Source organism: Streptomyces sp. NPDC001406 (assembly GCF_042895285.1).
In the GTDB taxonomy this organism is placed as follows: domain Bacteria; phylum Actinomycetota; class Actinomycetes; order Streptomycetales; family Streptomycetaceae; genus Streptomyces.
Window position 1 is genome coordinate 252,789 of record NZ_JBIAWG010000012.1, and the last position, 18,062, is coordinate 270,850.

An 18,062-nucleotide genomic window follows, 5' to 3' on the forward strand; every position below is an offset into this window, starting at 1 on the left:
CCGGGCACTTACGGGTTGCCCTCGACACCCCCTAGGGGATGTCACAGCTCGGCAGCAAAGCCGGGCCCGAACCGCCGGGCCCGGCACGTCACTCTTCAGGACCAGGTACGTTCGAAGACGTGGCTGGATTCAGGATCGGACGCGGCGGCCGGGACAACCGTGCCCCGCAAGGACAGCAGGGACCGCAGGGACCGTCGTACGGCGGACGGGCGCCGCAGGGACCGCCGCACGGCTACCCGTCGGCACCGCAGGCCCACCCGCGGCAGCGGCCGCAGTACGGCGGCGGTGCCCAATGGCCGCAGGCGAACGGCGGCTACCAGGGCGGCCGGCCCGGCGACGGACCGGAGTACTTCGGCGACGACTACGGCGGCTACCCGGGCCAGGGCGGCGCCCCGGACCCGTACGCGGCCAACAACCCGGGCCACACCCAGGCGTTCTCGGTCGACGACCCGTACCACCAGGGCGGGACCTACCGGGCGGGCGCGACCGCACCGGCCGGCCCGATCGGGCCGCGCCTGCACTGGAAGGAGCTGCTGCGGGGGATCGTGTTCGCCCCCAACCAGACCTTCCTGCAGATGCGGGACTACACGATGTGGGGCCCCGCCCTCGTCGTGACGTTCCTCTACGGCCTCCTCGCCGTGTTCGGCTTCGACGGCGCCCGCAAGGACGCGATCAGCGCCACGCTGTCCAACGCGGTGCCCATCGTCCTGACGACGGCGGTCGCGATGGTGCTGAGCGCGTTCATCCTGGGCGTGGTCACCCACACCCTGGCCCGCCAGCTGGGCGGCGACGGGGCGTGGCAGCCCACGGTGGGCCTGTCCATGCTGATCACCTCCATCACGGACGCCCCCCGCCTGGTCGTCGCGATGTTCCTCGGCGGCGACGCGGGCTTCGTACAGCTGCTGGGCTGGGCGACCTGGGTCGCGGCCGCCGCGCTCCTGACCCTGATGGTCAGCCGCTCCCACGACCTGCCCTGGCCGAAGGCGCTGGGCGCGTCGGCGATCCAGCTGATCGCGCTGCTGTCGATCGTGAAGCTGGGCACGTTCTAGCGGGCCGCAGACACACGAAAGGGCCCCTGGAATCCGCCTCTGCGGCAGGGGCCCTTTTCCGTGCTCACCTTGGTCAGGCGTCCAGCACCTGCCCGGCCCGCTGGACGACGGGCGACTCGACACTCCATGGGAAGTTGATCCACTCGTCGGTCCGCTTCCACACGTACTCGCACTTCACGAGGGAGTGGGACTTCTCGTAGATCACGGCGGACCGCACCTCGGCGACGGTGTCGAGGCAGAAGTCGCGCACCAGCTTCAGCGTCTTGCCGGTGTCGGCGACGTCGTCGGTGATCAGGACCTTCTTGTCGGAGAAGTCGATGGCGTTGGGGACGGGCGCAAGCATGACCGGCATCTCCAGCGTGGTCCCCACACCGGTGTAGAACTCGACGTTCACCAGGTGCAGGTTCTTGCAGTCGAGGGCGTAGGCGAGCCCGCCGGCGACGAAGACTCCGCCGCGCGCGATGGAGAGCACTATGTCGGGCTCGTACCCGTCGTCCGCAATGGTCTGGGCGAGCTCGCGGATGGCCACACCGAACCGCTCGTAGGTCAGGTTCTCGCGCACGTCGCTCATGGCGCTCACACCTGCGTCCGGTGGAAGTTCAGGAAGGACCGCGAGGCGGTGGGCCCGCGCTGGCCCTGGTAGCGGGAGCCGTACCGCTCGCTGCCGTAGGGGTGCTCGGCCGGCGAGGTGAGCCGGAACATGCACAGCTGCCCGATCTTCATGCCGGGCCACAGCTTGATCGGCAGGGTGGCGAGATTGGACAGTTCGAGGGTGACGTGCCCCGAGAACCCGGGGTCGATGAACCCGGCGGTCGAGTGGGTGACGAGTCCGAGGCGCCCGAGGGAGGACTTGCCCTCCAGCCGCGAGGCGAGGTCGTCGGGAAGCGTGATGACCTCGTACGTCGAGGCCAGCACGAACTCCCCGGGGTGCAGGATGAACGGCTCGTCCCCCTCCGGCTCCACGAGCCTGGTGAGGTCGGCCTGCTCCACCGAGGGGTCGATGTGCGGGTACCGGTGGTTCTCGAACACCCGGAAGTAACGGTCCAGCCGCACGTCGATGCTCGACGGCTGCACCATGGATTCGTCGTAGGGATCGATCCGTACCCGCCCGGCGTCGATCTCGGCCCGGATGTCCTTGTCTGAGAGAAGCACGTCCAGAGGATACGCAAGGCGCGCGGAGCCGTGACAATCGTGACGACCCCGCGCGCCGATGACTACAGACTGCGACCGGCCACAGCCTTCCCTACCGCTATTGCCGCTACTACCGCTACTACCGCTACTACCGCTTCTCGAGAGAGACAGGCACGACGCTGCGCAGCCGGGCACACCGTGGACACCGGAGGAGCCGGCCGGGGCCGAGCCGCTCGGCCTGCTGCATCGGGAACGAAGCGGTGCTGAACACGTGCCCATCGGCACAGCGGACGACGGTGCGTTCCATCAAGTCCTAGAGTCCCTTCCCCAAGAGCCGCGTCTGGCTTACTGCCGCGACGACAAAAGCCACATTACGGGATCAAAGAGACGACTCTCCAGGCGGCACTCCGGCCTCGCCGAGACCCTCTCCCACGCCCCCACGGTACGCCCCAACTCCGTTCCCCCGCAGCCGGATCCACCCCTCGAAACGCGCGCGGACCCCACGGCGAGAGCACCGGGGGTCCGCGATGAGGTACAGTGAGCGAGCGTTCGGACACCGACCCGTCGGCGTCTTACGCGGGTGTAGTTTAATGGTAGAACATCAGCTTCCCAAGCTGAGAGCGCGAGTTCGATTCTCGTCACCCGCTCCACTTTGAACCCCCAGGTCATCGACCCGGGGGTTGTTTGTTGTCTGATCCAATCCGGGGGCGGCGTGCCCTCCATGTGCCCTAAATGCAGGTGGGCACTGACCTGGCGCATCCGCCGCCTCGGCCAACGCCACGCCCACGAGCCCACGAGCCCACCAACCAACACCCGCCACCCCGGAACGCATCGGCGGTGATCAGGCGTCGGCCGACTCGTCCTGTGGTTCAGGCTGCTCAGGGACGGGCGCTGTGTGAGTACAGCGGACCATGGCCCCCGTGTCCGTCTCGCGCAGCCCCTGGTGGTCACACTGGGGGCAGGCGCTGATCACGGAGCGGTCCCGTACTCGCTTCACCTCGGCATTCAGCTGCCTGAGCACGGCGAGCGCAGGTGGTTGTTGGTGCCAGCGCGGTGGGTCGTACTCCGGGATGGAGTGGTGGACCTCGATGGCGTTGTCGATCTTGTTGTTGAGAATGGTGACCGCACCGGACGATGCCTCGGGTGGGCCCATGTGCGCGTTGCGTTCTTTCCAGGCCGCCGCCGAGTCCGCTGCCCGCCAGGCGAAGCAGATCATCTGCCCCGACGTGTATCCCGCCGCGAATCCCTTCCTGACGATGTCGGCCAGTTCCTGGCGCCGGCCTTCAGGCACTGTGGGGTAGTCGTACTTCTTGGTCAGCAGCCCGTCGAGGTAGGAGATGACGTTGATGATCTCCATGCGGTCGACGAGTTCAGCCAGTGCCTGACGGTCATCGTGAACTTCCTGGCCGGGAGCGGTCATGAAGTGTGCCCTGACAGCCCGCGCGTTGGCTGTGTCCGTCGGGCTTCCGCCTACCAGGCGCCACTTCACCTCCGTACCGAAGAATCGGAGTTTGCCGTCCTCCTCGGAGACGTCGAATGCCTTCCTCGGCGTCTCGGAGGCGATGGCCACCAGGTGGGCGCGGTACAAGTCGAGAAGCGCCTCTGCATCCCGTTCTGTGTCGCCGGTCCATCCGAGCGAGCCCAGGTCGGCCACACTGGGCAGGGGCTTGCCAGGGTTGTAGGCAGCGTGATTGACCAGGACCAGGTACAGGGCGAGGGCAGTCGGGCGGCCGTTGGGCAGGCGGCTCGTCGATCCGTCCTTGGCCTCTTCGTCGGCGAGGGCCTCAGCGATGGTCCGAGCCTCTTCCTCGGCCTTCAGCTTCTCCCGTTCCTTCTCGGCGCGCGCCGCCTGCAGTCTCCGCTCGCGCTCACGTTCCTCGTCCTGCCGCTGAACGTCGCTGCATTCTGGACAGAGATACCTGTCGTTGGGCCGGTCCAAGTACTTGCCGCCGACCTTGACGGCCCACGATCGGTTGGTGACCCGGATCGGTTCATCACAGTTCCGACAGAGCGACTTGAGCAGCACGGCGTGGGAGACGGACGTAGCCGTCGCTGCAACCCATTGTTGCTCACCGATGCTCCCCACCGTGCGGGCCCAGGTGCCGCCCTCGGTGATCTCCCAGTACTGGGCGGCGACTTCCTGCGCCTGCTTGGGACAGTCGGCCTTGACGACGGCGCGAATACGCGGCTCGCCGGACGGGAACTCGAGGACCAGCGGAGATGGGGCGGTCGGCTTCTTCTTCGCCTGTTCCCGCTGGCGACGGCGTTGGCGCTTACCCATGCGACTCACTGCGGCTCATGTCATCAGATGCTCTCTGATGTCGGACACGCCGGTGGCCGTTTTCGGAAGTACGAAAGGGTGATTGGACGACCTGCGAAGTGACGCGCGCACCTGACCGGTGGCGGCCTGCGGAACAGCCTCTCTCAGTGGACTGCGGGAACCTCTCCGGGTTGGAGCACGGCCATGAGATGCATCAGGGGCCGTAGTCGTCAGACGAAGTGCAGGGCTTGTCGGCATCCGCGGTCTCGGCGCACGGTAGCGTCCTTGTGAGGCCAAGGAAGAGGGAGCACTCAGCATGCCGCAGCCTGTTGACCGCTGATCCGCGTGCAGTGCATCGCGCTTGGTGCGAGTCTGAAGGGCTCCACCCAGAAGCATGGCGTGCCACTCTCAACGATGAGCCTGAAGGCCGGCGGTTGTACGCGGCGCTGGAGGTCGGTGAGACTGACCAGGCGGAGTGGAACAGGCGCGCTGCGGCTCTGCTCGGTGCGCATGTCGCACCGGGCAATCTGATGGGGCGGGCCTGGGCCGAGGTGCCCCCGGCTCGGCGCATGGCCGCGCTCGCACGAGCCGCCAAGAGTGCGGGGTACCGCCTCGCCCTCTTGTCGAACAGCTTCGGCACGGATCCGTTCAATCCGTAGGAGCAGGCCGGGATTTGGGACCTGTTCGGTGTGCGCGTCATCTCGGAGCAGGTCCGCATGGCGAAGCCCGACCCCGCCATCTACGAGCTGACACTGGAACGTCTCGGGCTTCCTGCGCAGAAATGCGCCGGTCGGGGAGGAGTTGCTGTCATTCAGTGGTCCGAGTACAGCACTGCGGGGCGGCACCGCTTCTCTTCCATCGCTTCTGTCCATCGCTTCCGCCCTCGGGACGGACATCGCCGTCCTTCTCGGCCAGCAGGCGCCCCGTCGCGCCATGGACCGTGACGAGCGCGCAGCGCTGCGCGTGTTGTCTGCTGCCACGCAGGACGCCGCGATCGGCGTTCCCAGCGACAGCTTGCCGGGCACCGTCGAGGAGCTCCGCGCTGTCGTTCGGCGTGCTGACACCGCCTACTGGGCAGGCCGCCACACGGAACTCGGTGCGCTGCTCGGGGCCTTGCTGCCCGAAGCCCGCGCCCGATACGACGCGGCGGACGCCGACGAGCGGGAGGCCGCGGCCGGCGTCCTGGCCGATGTCTTCCAGACTGTCGGGGTGGCCGCGAATGTGTGGGGTTCACGCGACCTGGCCTATGCGGCGCTCACTTACGGCCGGCAGATCGCCGGCCAGGCCGGCGACGATCTGCGGGATGCCCACCTCGCCGCCACCACGGCTTGGGTGAATCTCCGCGACGGGCGGACCGCGCAGGGCTTCGCGCTCGCCGCGGCCCAGGCCGACCGGATCGAGCCGAAGATGTCCGAGCACGTGGCCCGTCGCTCGCCGCTGCGCTCCGCGCGGATGGCGGACGCCTCCCATTCAGCCCTCCACGACCCTGATGATCGTCTTGCCGGGGGTGCGCCGGTCGCGGGCGAACGCGGCGGGCGCCTCTGAGAGCGGCCGCACCGCTCCGACGACGGGTTTGAGCCGTCCGTCCCGGAGCCACTGGACGAGGTCAGTGAGCTGGGCACGATCGGGTTCGACGACGAAGAAGAGGGCCCGTCCGTCCTTGGGATGGACCTTGGGGGGCGCAGCGATGGTGACGAGCGTGCCGCCGGCGCGCACCAGCGCGGCCGAGCGGTCGAGGATCTCGCCGCCGATCACGTCGAACACCACGTCGACTTCGCCGGCACCCTCCAGTTGATCGGCCTGCAGGTCCAGGAAGGCATTCACGCCCAGACCGAGTGCCGTCTCCCTGTCCGCCGCCCGGCCGGTACCGATCACCCGGGCTCCCGCCTCGCGCGCAAGCTGCACCGCGATCGACCCGACGCCGCCCGCAACGCCGTGGATCAGGACGGTCTGGCCGGTCAGGAGGCGCGCATGGCCAAACAGGCCCTGCCATGAGGTCAGCCCGGAGATGGGCAGCGCGGCGGCCACGGTGTGGTCGACGTCCGCAGGAAGCGGAGCGAGGTTGCGGGCCTCCACCGCGACGTACTCGGCCAGTGACCCGTTACGGGCCCAGTCGGTCAGTCCGAATACCCGCTGGCCGACGGTGAGGCCGGTGGTTCCATACCCCAGCTTGGCGACGACACCCGACACTTCGTGCCCGGGCACGCTCGGGGTCCGTGCGCGGCCGGCGCGGTCCGTCCAGGTTGCCGGCCAGTCGAGCTCTCCGGGGGTGAAACCGGCGGCGTGCACCTGCACGATGACGTCGTTCTCAGCGGCCTGGGGATAGGGCATGTCCGTCAGGGAGAGGCCGCCGACGCCGGCGTCAGGGTCTCGGACAGTGACGGCTCGCATGGCAACTCCTTGTTCGGTGCAGTTTCCGGAATCCGAGAAGTGCGGCCCGTCTGCGCGTGGCGTGGTCAGTCGGAGGAGCCGTGACTGGCCATGACCCATCTCAGCGCCTGGTCCACCGCGAAGCCACTTCAGGCGGTGTATCCGGGGCAAACGATGGACGCTGGTGTGGTCGTGATCTCGACCGACATACGCGCGAGGTCTCGGAAGCGTCGGCAGGCTCGTAGAACCAAGCGATCGCGCTGAGCGGCCACAGGCCACGAGCGGCCGACAGCCGGTCGTAACGGCCCTCTGACTGCTTCGGGACGAAGGGCATGGGCGAGGAGATCCCGGAGGACCGCTCGAAGAGTTTCGGCGAGCGGCTGCTCGGCGTACTGCTGGACAGAGCGCCGCATTTGCCGCCGCAGCTGATCGCGGAGGAGGCGGCCGGGATCGGAGGCCGTGACGTCTCCATCCTGCTCCAGGACTGCGCGCAGAAGCTGCTGGTGCCGCTGCCGGGCAGAAAACTGCACGTCAGCGAGGTCCAGCCGCCCCGTGATCGAGGCCCAGGTCGGAGACCTGGCCTTGTTGTTGTGTCTGGTGATCAGCCGCCGCGGGCCGGCCGGCCTTCCGTGACAGGAAAACCGCCGTGCCCGGCCGGAGCCGCCGTACAGCGGTGTCACGGAGGCGTCGTCGTGTCGGCCGTGCGGCCGAGTACTCGCAGAGGGACCATCGGGGTACCGACGTCTCCGTGCTCCCGGGGCCGGGACCCCGGCGGCGGTGCGGTCTGTGCAGGGAAGGGCGGCGGCGCGGTGGAGGGCTTGAGTTCCGGCGGAGAGCACGAGTGGCGGCTGTCGGCAGCGGAGCCGCGTCTGTGGCAGCGGGTCGTCGAGCAGCTGGGCACGGCCGTGGCCGTGATCGACCCGGCGGGGCGGATCGTCGCGGTCAATCCGGCCGCCGAGCGGCTGCTGGGGCGCGCGGCAGCGGTGGTCTACGGGCAGGACCTGCACGACCTTTGCCATCGGGACCCGGGAGGCGCCCGGATCCCACGGGAGCGCTGCCCACTGCTGCGCGCACTGGCCGAGGGGCGTTCGGCACTCGGGGACGACGACAGGTGTCTGCGGGGCGACGGACGGCTGACCCGGATCTCCTGGTCGGCTACGCCCCTGACGGACGACGGCGTCTCCCAGGGCATGGTTCTGCTGATCGTCGAGACGGCGGTGGACCGCCATGCCCGTAGAGAACGCGCGGAACGTGCCGAGCAGGCGGAACGGGCGGAACAGGCGGAACGAGCCGCCCATGCGCGCGCTCTGGAGAGTCTCGCCGAGCGGCTGACGCTCGTCGCGGAGATCACCGACGTGCTCGGTCAGACCCTGGAGGTTGATGAGGCCCTCGCCCGGCTGAGCCGACTTCTGGTTCCCCGCCTTGCAGACTGGGCGGCCGTGGACCTCCGGGTCGGCTCCCGTCAGGTGCACCGGGTGGCGGTGACCGGCCCCGAGGGCCGTGACGCCGGGCAGGAGGACTGGCGCGGTCATCTTCCGCCGGCCGGGGCGGCGGCCTACTCGCCCCTGGTCCACGTGCTGAACGGAGGCGGCCCCGTCCTCCAGGACCGGGCGGACATGGACCTATCAACCGACTCCCCTCTGGCCGCCGCCCACAGCGCCTTCCTCGGAGCAACCGGCGCGGCATCCGTCATCACGGTGCCGCTGGGCCCCGCACGGCAGGTCACCGGTGCCCTGACATTGGTGCGCACCGACCCGGCACGTCCCTTCGACACCGGTGACCTGAACGTGGTGAGCGACATCGGCCGCCGGGTCGGCCTGGTCATCGACAACGCCCGTCGGTTCGGCCGACAGCGCGCGGTCGCCGAGGCCATGCAACACAACCTCCTCCCCCCGCTGCCCCGGCACGGCCGCTTCCAGCTGGCCGCCCGGTACCAGCCCGCTCCGGCCGGCTCGCAGGTCGGTGGCGACTGGTACGACGCGTTCACACTCAGGGACGGCACGCTCGCCCTGGTCATCGGCGACGTCGTAGGCCACGATCTGACCGCCGCGGCCGGCATGGCGCAGCTGCACGGCATCCTGCGCTCACTCGCCTGGGACCACAGCGGGCCGACCGGTGCCGTCGTGGACCGGCTCGACGACGCCATGCACGCCATCACCACTGTGTCGATGGCCACCCTCGTCCTCGCCCGGGTGGAAGGCCCGGACACCGGCCCCTGGACGCTGCACTGGACCAGTGCCGGGCACCCGCCGCCCCTGCTGCTGACCCCCGACGGGAACGCGCAGTACCTCGAAGCCGGGCAGGGACTGCTCCTCGGAACCCAGCTGGGCGCCGGCGGTCATCGCCCGAGCGCCTCCCACGCCCTGCCGCCGGGGTCCACGCTCCTGCTCTACACCGACGGCCTGATCGAGGTTCCCGGCAGCGACCTGGAGACGGGGCTCGGCCGACTGCGCCGTCATGCCCTCGCCCTCGCCCACGAACCGCTGGGCACCCTGTGCGACCAGCTGTCGGCCCGGATGCCTCCCGGCAGCACCGACGACATCGCCCTCCTCGTCCTGCGCCTGCCCGTGCCCTGACCAGGGCCGAGGCGTGAGGGATGACGGGGGTGCTCACGTCTCCGGAGCCAGCACCAGAACGCGGAACGGGCCGAGCGGCAAGGCCGTAAGGGCGTCGTCTCCGGCGCTTCGCCACCCCCAGGACCACAGCGCCTCAACGGTCCCGTCGTCCCCGGAATCCACCAACGTGACGCCGAGCACGGCGCCGTGGTCGGCCAGCAGTCGCCGCTGCAGGCGCCGGGCGAGGTTCCAGGCACGGTCCTGGTACTCCCGGCGCACGCGGGGCGGGACGACGATCCCGGAGACGACGAAGAGCCGCCCGGAGGCGGCGCGGCGGAGCAGACTCCCCGGGAGACGGCCGTCGAATCCCTCCCACCACGGACCGGCGTTGCCCGCGGGAAAGCCGTAGGCGCATCCGGTCAAAGCGGTGGTCTCCGCGATCAGCAGCGAGAACCCCGGCCGTCTCGCGTCGGCCGCGAGATGCCGCAGAAAGGCGGTACGCGCCTGGTTCCACGCCCATGGGCCGCCACCGGAAGCCTCCGCGTACAGGTCGCCCAGCTCCTGCAGGCGGTCCTCGACCTGGCAACGTGTCAGCGGGCGGAGGCGTTCTCCCTCGTGGGGCGAGGATCCTTGCTCCCGCTTCGGTCGTCCTGGCGTGCGCGACTTGCCCGGTGCGAGTCGGGGCGCGGGGAGGTTCGAGGTCGTCGGGAGAATCATGTGCGCGGTCATGACACGAACCCTGCCCCGGGTACGGACGAAGGCCGCCCCGGCGTAGTCGGTCACCGAGAGCGGCACCGGTGTCGGAGCCGGTACGCGGCATGCCCTCGGTGTCTCCACCGTACTCCGGGCCGGGCCCGCCACAGTGGCCCGGCGGTCGCCGACGACTGCGGCAGCCGACGCCGAGAAGGGCACCGGCCTTCCGCAAGCGTTCGCTGCTCTCCGGCACAGGCCGGCCCAGGCCGGCTCCGATCGGCCACGGAGGTCTGGCGCCGGCGGGCGGCCGGAGCGCCGGTCGGCCGTGGTACGCACGGCCGACCTTACCCGGCATACCCTTCAAAAAGGGGCCGCCGTGGAAACACGTCGCGCCCGCGCCGTCGCCCGGCCTGCCGGACAGCGACCGCTTCGTGCCCGTCGCCTGCCAGGAGGTCCGTATGGATCACGAGCCCTTGCCCTCCGAGGGCCACGCCGAGGTCCGCATCGTCGCCGCGACGCCGGAGGTCGCCCGTCGCGTCGCCGAAGTGCTCCGGCGCTGCTTCGCCTCGACCGAGCAGCGCAGCTACCCCGCCGGCCACGGAGGAGGGACCCGGCTCCATCTCACCCTCGACACCGCGCACGCCGCGGAACCCGCACGGTCCTGGCTGGCGACCAGCGAATCGACAGGCAATGACCAGACACACGCCGACGAGGTGTGACCCGGGTCTGCGAGGCCACCAGGATCCGCCGTCGCATCCGTCCCCGCACGGCCGTCAACACCTCGGAGAACGACAGCCATGACGAAACTCCACGAACGCAAGCACAACCGCGAGTTGGTCCTCAGATCCCTGTACGAGGCTGCGGAGCACAACCGCCCCGAGGTCAGCGGATCGGCGCTTCGCACCGAGCTGGGCCTGCCCGACGAGGACCTCTTCGCCGCCTGCGCCTATCTCGCCGACGAGGGCCTGATCAGCGTGGACTGGACCTCGCACCGGACCCCCGCGGCCGTGTCGCTGACCCACGAGGGCATCCGCCTGATGGAGGAGCAGGAGGAGGAACAGGAGGAACAGGCAGAGAAGACACAGTCGGACGACTGACCCGCCCGCTTCTCCTCGACCGGGAGTAGCCTGGCCCTACCGAGGGCTTTTCGCGCAGCGCGACCGGCGGTGCCGTTCCCGGCGAGTGACGAAACCGGTTGTCGTCCCACGACTCCCGGGACGGGACCGCACGATGGAACCCAGAACGCCGGGGGAATGCACGTCCGCGGACGACGCGCACACGTACCGCATGCCCCTGCCGCGCCTGACCCTCACCCCGGACGTCAGCCATGGCCCGCTGGACGGGGCGTGGTGGCCGCGCTGCGACGCGCTGGAACTCGAACTGCCCGCGCTCGTCTGCTCGTTGGAGCCGGACGCGGGCACCACGGTACGGGTCACCGTGGACCCCGCCGAATGGCCCGACGCGCCGCACACGGTCATGGCGCCCGGCCGGGTGATCGCCGTGGAGCCGGCCGGACCCGGAAGCGAGGCACACGTCATCACTCTGGACTGCGGCACCGTGGGACGCTGGGCGCTCCTGGTCGTCCCGCCCGAGGAGCCCGCGGGAACAGCCGCCCGGCTGCTGGCCGCCGCGGCCGACCCCGAGAACCCGCTGACCGCCGCACGGATGCTGGCGCTCGCCGAGACCGGTCGCCTCGGGGGCATGGCAGGGGAGGCGGAATGAGGCAGGCGGCCCCTTGGACGCCCACGGGCGGAACTGCCGTCCGACCTCAACCACCCTCCTCTCGCGAGCCGTTGATCACTCAAGAGGAACCGCCCGCGCTCTTCGAGGAGTGCCGCATCGTCCGCGCACACGGCGAGCTGGACGCGCAGACCGTGGCGCCACTGGTCCGCGCCCTGGCCGAGGCCCGCGCCGCCCGACCCGGACGACTCCTCCTCATCGTGGATCTGAGCAAGGTGACCTTCACCGACTGCGGCATCCTGCCGCCACTGTGCGAGGCGTGGTCCGACTGTCGCGCCCGGGACGGCTGGATACGCGTCGTCTACGACAACCGCACGACCGACCTGGTCTTCCGCTGCACCGGTCTCCTCGACCTCTTCCCCCTTATGCCAGCGCGCAGGACGCCTGGGAGGGACGAACGGCCGACGCCGACGCACCGGGCCAGGTCAGCACACGTCCGAGGACTCGGCCGGACGGGCCCCGATGCCGACCGGAGCTACCCGGCCGGCACGAGTGACCGCGCGGCACCGGATCACCGCACGGCGGCCCGGAGACAGGGGCCGCGACATGAACGCGCCCAGTGACAAGCCCGCTCGGTCCAGCCGGAGCCCCCCGCTCCTTCGACTCCCGCACGGCTCGCCCTGCGCCCACCGACCTTCCCACCCGGCCCCGGGTACGGCGCCTGCCGACCGCGCTCCGACGACCTCGCAGCCGAACTCCCCGCGCTTGCCGAGGTCTTCGACCCGAAGGGTAGGTCGCGTCAGGCAGGTCGCCGTCGGCCGCAGCACCCGGCCGACCGCCCCGTGCGACCCGCCCGTGACGGGCCACGCCGCGAGGGTCACCTGGTTCACCTCCGCCGCAGCCGCCGACCCCGCCCTTCGTCTCACCGCGAGCGCACTCCTGGCCGCCGGAACACCGTCCGGCCGAGGACGACGTACCGCGCCGAACCACTCGACAGGACGCCTCATGAACAACGGACTACGGCCCCCGCACCCAGCCCGGCCCCTCCTCCGCCTGTACCTCGCGCCCGAGAGCACCGTGCCACGCCGTATCGACGGGGCCTGGTGGCCGCGCACCTTCGATCTCCTGGCGGAACTCCCGCAGCTGCTCTCCGGCCTGCCGCGTGCCTGGGGCCAGATCGTCAGTGTCCTGGTGAACGGCACACTGTGGACGGGGGCACCGGGCCGCATGCTCGTCTGCAACCAGGTCGTACGGCTGCGCAGGACCGCCACGGCGCACGCACCCAGCACCATCGTCCTGATGGCCCCCGGCCATGGGCGTCGGGACCTGCTGGTCGTGCCACCGGAGGCGACCGAACGGGCCGCCGAATCGCTCATGTCCACCGCCGGGCTGACACCGGAGCCGGGCCACTTCGCGAGCTGAGTGAGCGGGTCCGAGGGAATCTGTCACGGCGAGGTCACATGTCCGTGCCCGCCGGAGTTAGGGTTGTGGCACGAGGCAAATGGTGCTGACTCCTTCGGAGCACGGCTGCCACGCGCACCCGGGTCCCTCGCCGCGTCCCCGAAACGAAGGTGCTATGCCCGCTGAGAACGCCTCTGTCGCCGGCAACCTCGACGACGACTATCCCGCCTACACCATGGGGCGGGCCGCGGACGTTCTCGGCACCACCCCCGCCTTTCTCCGTGCCGTCGGCGAAGCCGGGCTGATCACTCCCCTGCGTTCGGAAGGCGGCCACCGCCGCTACTCGCGCCGCCAGTTGCGCATCGCCGCCCGCGCCCGTGAGCTGGTCGACCAGGGCACCCCCATCGAGGCCGCGTGCCGCATCATCTTGCTCGAGAGCCAGCTCGACGACACCCTCCACCTGAACCGGGAAATGCGCCGGAAGCTGGACGAGCACGGCGCGGATACCTAGTCCCGCCGGTACAGAAATACGGACCACAGCGATATGAGGATTACCGGGCGATCCCGAAATCACGGTGCCGGTTCCTCCTGACCTGTGTTAACTTGATAGCAGTTGCAGTTTTGGTTGCCATTGCCAGAGGTTTTTTCTTTGCAAAGCTTTCCGGATCTTTCCGGAGGGGTGATCATCGCGGCGACTCGACTCCGCAAAGTGCGGAGTCCGGCACTGCCCCCCAAGGGAGATTCAATATGGCATCTGGCACCGTGAAGTGGTTCAACGCGGAAAAGGGCTTCGGCTTCATCGAGCAGGACGGCGGCGGCGCCGACGTGTTCGCCCACTACTCGAACATCGCCACCACCGGCTTCCGCGAGCTTCAGGAAGGCCAGAAGGTTACCTTCGACGTCACGCAGGGCCAGAAGGGCCCGCAGGCCGAGAACATCGTTCCCGCCTGACACTGACGCGAATCGTCGCGAGCCAGTGGTTCGCGCATCATGTGGCTGGGGCCCGCACTCTTGGGGTGCGGGCCCCAGCTCATTGCTTTTCTCGCTTTCCGGATTTCCCGGACCGCCGGCCGTCCCGCCTCAGCGCCACGAGACCCGGCTCTTCTTATTTTTCGGCTCATTCTTGCGAATCCTCGTGCGGTTGTCGCCACTGGACGGAATTCCTCGATACGCCGCATCGAGGAAGGTTCCTCCATGAACCGCACCCGCCGCACCGGCGGCACTCCTGGCAGCCGCTTCCGTACGCAGGGGACGGGCCGCCAGGCTCCCCGTCCGGGCACCGGACGAAGGAGCGGCCAGGGCGCACGCCCTTCCCCGCGCCGACAGGAGTTCGCCCTGCCGGTCACCCACACCGAGCCGCTGCCGGCGGTCGAGACGTTCGGCGAACTGGACATGCCGGCACGGCTGCTGGCCGCGCTCGGCGCCGAGGGCTTGACCGTGCCCTTCCCGATCCAGGCCGCCACGCTGCCGAACGCGCTGGCCGGCCGGGACGTCCTGGGCCGGGGCCGTACGGGCTCGGGCAAGACGCTCGCCTACGGCCTGCCGGTGCTGGCCCGCCTGGAGGGGCAGCGGGCACAGCCCCGGCAGCCGCTCGCCCTGGTCCTCGTACCGACCCGGGAACTGGCCCAGCAGGTCACCGACGCGCTCACCCCCTATGCCCGCGCCCTGCGGCTGCGACTCGCCACCGTGGTGGGCGGCATGTCGATGGGCCGTCAGGCGAGTGCGCTGCGGGACGGCGCCGAGGTCGTCGTCGCGACGCCCGGCCGTCTCAAGGACCTCATCGAGCGGCGAGGCTGCCGGCTGGAACAGGTCGCCGTCACCGTCCTGGACGAGGCCGACCAGATGGCCGACATGGGCTTCATGCCCCAGGTGACCGCGCTGCTCGACCAAGTCCCCTCCCACGGCCAGCGGTTGCTGTTCTCCGCCACCCTGGACCGCAACATCGACCTCCTGGTGCGCCGCTACCTCCACGACCCCGTCGTGCACTCGGTCGACCCGCCTGCGGGCGCGGTCACCACCATGGAGCACCATCTGCTGCACGTGCGCGACGCCGACAAGGACACCGCCGCGACCGAGATCGCCGCTCGCGACGGACGGGTGCTGATGTTCCGGGACACCAAGCACGCGGTGGACCGGCTGGCCGACCACCTGCTGTCCGTCGGGGTGCGTGCCTCGGCCCTGCACGGCGGCAAGTCCCAGACAGAGCGCAACCGGACGCTCGCCCAGTTCAAGGACGGCCACGTCACGGTCCTGGTGGCCACCAACGTCGCCGCCCGCGGAATCCACATCGCGGGCCTCGACCTCGTCGTGAACGTCGACCCTCCCGGCGACCACAAGGACTACCTCCACCGCGGCGGCCGTACGGCACGCGCCGGCGAGTCCGGCACCGTCGTCACCCTCGTCCTGCCGCACCAGCGGCGCGCGGTGGACCGCCTGATGGCCGATGCCGGTATCGCTCCGAGTGCCGTCCGGATCCGCCCGGGCGAGGCGGAGCTGCATCGCATCACCGGCGCCCGGCCCCCCTCCGGCGTGCCCGTCGCCCTCGCCGCACCGGTCGACGGACGACGCGAGGGCAAGGGAGCCGCCGGCCAAAAGCGCAGGGGCCGGGGTGCCGGCAGTGGCGAGAACGGCCGGGCCGCCGGCCGGGCCCGTCGGCCTGCCCCGAGGAACAACCCATAGCCCAAGCACGGGATGCGCTCCCTGCGGTCGGGACGAGCCGTCCCCCGCCCTGCCCGCCCCGACGAAGAGGAGAAGCCCTTGACGCCGTTTCCGCCCCGAACGCAGCAGGCCGACGACGCCGACGGCACCGGTCTGACCGCCCGCGACGCCATGCACGCTCCCGGACCGCAGGTCGACGACCACATGGCGGTGGACGTGGCCCTGTCCGTGCTCATCGGTGCGCGCGTCCCGCACCTGCTCCTCCAGGACGAGGACGGGCGGTGCGTGGGCCTGGTCACCCGGGCCCAGCTCGCCGCGCACCGCGGCGGCTCGTGGTACAGCGACCGGACCCGGCTGCGGGACATCCCGCTCGACCGCGGACCGTTCACCTCGTCCAGGGCAGCGCTCGGCGAGGCGGAAGCCGCCATGCGGCACCGGACCCTGGACGTGTCCCCCGTGATCGACGAACACGGCTACGCCCTGGGCGTCCTCGCCCTCACGCCCTGACCGCCGTCCGACCGCCGTGGCGCGGTCGGCGTCTCCGGTGTTCTTCCCCACCCCTGCGGAGGCATCCATGCGCTGTGTCATCGCCCGTTACCCCTTCGACCTGACCAAGATCGAGGTCGAGCAGTCGATGAGTGGCATCACGCCCGAGCCCGTCACCGGCGTGTCCGTGACCATCGACCGCCGTGTCTACCCCGTGATGCAGGTCGGGGAAGTGATCACCAGGCAGAACCGCCGGGACTTCACGACGGGTGAGATGCGCCGGGCACTGACCCGCCTCGGCTTCACCTGCCACGACGCGCGCCCGGTCATGCCGACCCGAGACGCGCGAGCCGACGAGGACGCGCTCGGTTGGTGACGCTTTCCGGTGCGACGCCAGTCATGCGCCGTTTCGGGTTGGAAAGCCGAGAATGTGGCAACCGGTGTGGCCTGTCCGAGCCACACCCACAGCGCTCCGCATGTGCGCGCGCAACCGCCAACTGGGCGGGCACCGCCAGAGCAAGCGCCGTCGCTTCCCAAGCTGAGAGCGCGAGTTCGATTCTCGTCACCCGCTCCAGCAGGGCGTGCTGCGGAGCGGACGCCACGGACCGCGGCCCGGTGTCAGGGTCGGTACCGGCGGCACAGTGCTCAGCCGGCCAGAGGGCTGGTTCACCGTGCCCGGGGCCTGCGCGAGTCCGGTGGCCCACAGCTGGTCGACACGCGAGCGCTCGGTGGCGTTCGGGTAGCGGTTGGTGCAGGACGGGCCGGCGGTGCCGCCCGACATCAGCTCGCTGCACGGCCCGCCGTAGTCGTCCGGCAGGCCCAGCACGTGCCCGGTCTCGTGGGTGACGACGCGTACCGCGTCGTACTGCCGGCTCTGGGTGTAGTCGAGGAAGACGTAGCCGCTTCCGTGGCCGTTGGTGGAGGCGTAGGACCCGCGCGGGTCGTTGCCCTCGTAGTAGGAGAAGTCGGCACCGCTCGACGCCTCCTGGAGCCTGACGTTGGACTCGGAGCTGTTCCAGATCGAGGCCGCGCTCGATATCTGCGAACGGAAGCTCGGTGCCCGGGAGGCGTTGTAGTAGACGGTCACCGCCTGCGCGTTGGGCTGGGCGGCGCGCTTCTGGGCGACCGACTTGAGCACGGCCTCGAAGAACGCCTTGTTGTTCGCGGCCGCCTCGACCGACCCGGCGTACCGCGCCACGGAGGCACCGGCGGAAGCGGACGGGGTGGCTGCCGTCCGGGCGCTCGCCGGCACCGCCGCGCCCAGCGCGCTGGAGGCCAGACCCAGGCCGAGAGCGAGAGCGAGGAGTCTCGCGGAGGTTCGGGACGACTTCATGTGGGGGCTCCTACTCACTCGGTGACGCCGAGCGCCTCACCTCGGTGACGCCGAGCGCCAGGTGCGCGGTCGACTCTGCGTGAAAACCGGTTCCGAACTGCGGCGACGTCCTGTGGGTCGTCATTCTTAGAACTGCTCCACAGGGAGCGCAAAGGGTCCCCACCACTACGTCGCCTCGTAGGCCCCGGAACCTCGCCAGGGCAGTGCGCGGGTCTCCGGTCCGCCGACGGCGGCGGGAGGGAGAGCTGTCGCGGCGTCAGAAGCCTTGCCTCAGGAGGGAGTGGGCGTGCGGGCCGGCCGGGCGGAGTTCCGGGACGCGCGTCGGGATCCACATCCGGGCCAAGACGGACAAATGGCTAAATGTCTGCCGCGTAACGTCTACTAAGGGCGCCGGTTGATTGGTGGAGCGATGTGACCGACGTCATAGAACATGGGCTTTTGTTCGT

General features: G+C 70.2%; 19 protein-coding genes, 1 tRNA gene and 1 pseudogene. 15 read left to right on the plus strand and 6 right to left on the minus strand.

Annotated elements, in window-relative coordinates; translation table 11 throughout:
• Nucleotides 1-38 precede the first annotated feature (38 nt).
• Nucleotides 39-1,049, plus strand: a complete 1,011-nt coding sequence (locus ACFY1J_RS28910; RefSeq protein WP_390708179.1) for a YIP1 family protein — start codon at nucleotides 39-41, stop codon at nucleotides 1,047-1,049.
• Between the two features lie 73 nt (nucleotides 1,050-1,122).
• On the opposite strand, the gene ACFY1J_RS28915 is transcribed toward ACFY1J_RS28910, so the two are convergent.
• Nucleotides 1,123-1,620, minus strand: coding sequence for a phosphoribosyltransferase (locus ACFY1J_RS28915; RefSeq protein ID WP_390708180.1), 498 nt, complete (start codon nucleotides 1,618-1,620; stop codon nucleotides 1,123-1,125).
• 5 nt (nucleotides 1,621-1,625) lie between these two features.
• On the minus strand, nucleotides 1,626-2,201 hold the full coding sequence (dcd, locus tag ACFY1J_RS28920; protein ID WP_225824744.1) for a dCTP deaminase: 576 nt from the start codon (nucleotides 2,199-2,201) through the stop codon (nucleotides 1,626-1,628).
• Nucleotides 2,202-2,756: 555 nt separating this feature from the next.
• Between dcd and ACFY1J_RS28925 the strand changes: the two genes are divergently transcribed.
• A tRNA-Gly gene (locus ACFY1J_RS28925) sits at nucleotides 2,757-2,830 on the plus strand.
• Nucleotides 2,831-3,021: 191 nt separating this feature from the next.
• On the opposite strand, the gene ACFY1J_RS28930 is transcribed toward ACFY1J_RS28925, so the two are convergent.
• Nucleotides 3,022-4,461, minus strand: a complete 1,440-nt coding sequence (locus tag ACFY1J_RS28930; RefSeq protein ID WP_390708540.1) for a hypothetical protein — start codon at nucleotides 4,459-4,461, stop codon at nucleotides 3,022-3,024.
• Nucleotides 4,462-4,727: 266 nt separating this feature from the next.
• Here ACFY1J_RS28930 and ACFY1J_RS28935 point away from each other — a divergent pair.
• Together ACFY1J_RS28935 and ACFY1J_RS28940 are read left to right on the plus strand one after the other, a co-directional pair.
• Nucleotides 4,728-5,384: pseudogene (locus tag ACFY1J_RS28935) on the plus strand (HAD family hydrolase).
• Nucleotides 5,374-5,985 carry a hypothetical protein gene (locus ACFY1J_RS28940; protein WP_390708181.1) on the plus strand — a complete coding sequence of 204 codons (612 nt, stop codon included), beginning with the start codon at nucleotides 5,374-5,376 and terminating at the stop codon, nucleotides 5,983-5,985. The pseudogene ACFY1J_RS28935 and the gene ACFY1J_RS28940 overlap by 11 nt, the downstream one beginning before the upstream one ends.
• Here the strand turns inward: ACFY1J_RS28940 and ACFY1J_RS28945 are convergent.
• Nucleotides 5,911-6,831, minus strand: a complete 921-nt coding sequence (locus ACFY1J_RS28945) for an NADP-dependent oxidoreductase (RefSeq protein WP_390708541.1) — start codon at nucleotides 6,829-6,831, stop codon at nucleotides 5,911-5,913. The genes ACFY1J_RS28940 and ACFY1J_RS28945 overlap by 75 nt on opposite strands.
• A gap of 797 nt (nucleotides 6,832-7,628) precedes the next feature.
• On the opposite strand from ACFY1J_RS28945, the gene ACFY1J_RS28950 reads away from it, so the two are divergent.
• The gene (locus ACFY1J_RS28950) at nucleotides 7,629-9,386 is read left to right on the plus strand and encodes a SpoIIE family protein phosphatase (protein WP_390708182.1); all 1,758 of its coding nucleotides are present in this window, start codon (nucleotides 7,629-7,631) and stop codon (nucleotides 9,384-9,386) included.
• Nucleotides 9,387-9,419: 33 nt separating this feature from the next.
• On the opposite strand, the gene ACFY1J_RS28955 is transcribed toward ACFY1J_RS28950, so the two are convergent.
• Entirely contained in the window at nucleotides 9,420-10,094 is a 675-nt protein-coding gene (locus ACFY1J_RS28955) for a hypothetical protein (RefSeq protein ID WP_390708183.1), read from the minus strand.
• A gap of 422 nt (nucleotides 10,095-10,516) precedes the next feature.
• On the opposite strand from ACFY1J_RS28955, the gene ACFY1J_RS28960 reads away from it, so the two are divergent.
• From ACFY1J_RS28960 to ACFY1J_RS29005, 10 genes are all read left to right on the plus strand, one after another.
• Entirely contained in the window at nucleotides 10,517-10,777 is a 261-nt protein-coding gene (locus tag ACFY1J_RS28960; RefSeq protein WP_390708184.1) for a hypothetical protein, read from the plus strand.
• A gap of 78 nt (nucleotides 10,778-10,855) precedes the next feature.
• Nucleotides 10,856-11,155, plus strand: coding sequence for a hypothetical protein (locus tag ACFY1J_RS28965; RefSeq protein ID WP_390708185.1), 300 nt, complete (start codon nucleotides 10,856-10,858; stop codon nucleotides 11,153-11,155).
• 133 nt (nucleotides 11,156-11,288) lie between these two features.
• A complete protein-coding gene (locus ACFY1J_RS28970; RefSeq protein ID WP_390732242.1) occupies nucleotides 11,289-11,780 on the plus strand; it encodes a DUF5994 family protein in 492 nt (163 codons plus the stop codon).
• 71 nt (nucleotides 11,781-11,851) lie between these two features.
• Nucleotides 11,852-12,361, plus strand: coding sequence for an STAS domain-containing protein (locus ACFY1J_RS28975; RefSeq protein ID WP_390732243.1), 510 nt, complete (start codon nucleotides 11,852-11,854; stop codon nucleotides 12,359-12,361).
• A 382-nt stretch (nucleotides 12,362-12,743) separates the two neighbouring features.
• Nucleotides 12,744-13,160 (plus strand): DUF5994 family protein, encoded by a 417-nt coding sequence (locus ACFY1J_RS28980; protein WP_390708188.1) that lies wholly within the window; start codon nucleotides 12,744-12,746, stop codon nucleotides 13,158-13,160.
• A 154-nt stretch (nucleotides 13,161-13,314) separates the two neighbouring features.
• A complete protein-coding gene (locus tag ACFY1J_RS28985) occupies nucleotides 13,315-13,650 on the plus strand; it encodes a MerR family transcriptional regulator (protein WP_390732244.1) in 336 nt (111 codons plus the stop codon).
• Nucleotides 13,651-13,886: 236 nt separating this feature from the next.
• Nucleotides 13,887-14,090 carry a cold-shock protein gene (locus ACFY1J_RS28990; protein ID WP_030736617.1) on the plus strand — a complete coding sequence of 68 codons (204 nt, stop codon included), beginning with the start codon at nucleotides 13,887-13,889 and terminating at the stop codon, nucleotides 14,088-14,090.
• Between the two features lie 243 nt (nucleotides 14,091-14,333).
• On the plus strand, nucleotides 14,334-15,818 hold the full coding sequence (locus tag ACFY1J_RS28995; protein ID WP_390732245.1) for a DEAD/DEAH box helicase: 1,485 nt from the start codon (nucleotides 14,334-14,336) through the stop codon (nucleotides 15,816-15,818).
• 78 nt (nucleotides 15,819-15,896) lie between these two features.
• The gene (locus tag ACFY1J_RS29000; protein ID WP_390708191.1) at nucleotides 15,897-16,304 is read left to right on the plus strand and encodes a CBS domain-containing protein; all 408 of its coding nucleotides are present in this window, start codon (nucleotides 15,897-15,899) and stop codon (nucleotides 16,302-16,304) included.
• A gap of 67 nt (nucleotides 16,305-16,371) precedes the next feature.
• On the plus strand, nucleotides 16,372-16,659 hold the full coding sequence (locus tag ACFY1J_RS29005) for an SCO5918 family protein (protein WP_390708192.1): 288 nt from the start codon (nucleotides 16,372-16,374) through the stop codon (nucleotides 16,657-16,659).
• 186 nt (nucleotides 16,660-16,845) lie between these two features.
• On the opposite strand, the gene snpA is transcribed toward ACFY1J_RS29005, so the two are convergent.
• Nucleotides 16,846-17,616, minus strand: a complete 771-nt coding sequence (gene snpA / locus ACFY1J_RS29010; RefSeq protein WP_390732246.1) for a snapalysin — start codon at nucleotides 17,614-17,616, stop codon at nucleotides 16,846-16,848.
• Nucleotides 17,617-18,062: the final 446 nt, after the last annotated feature.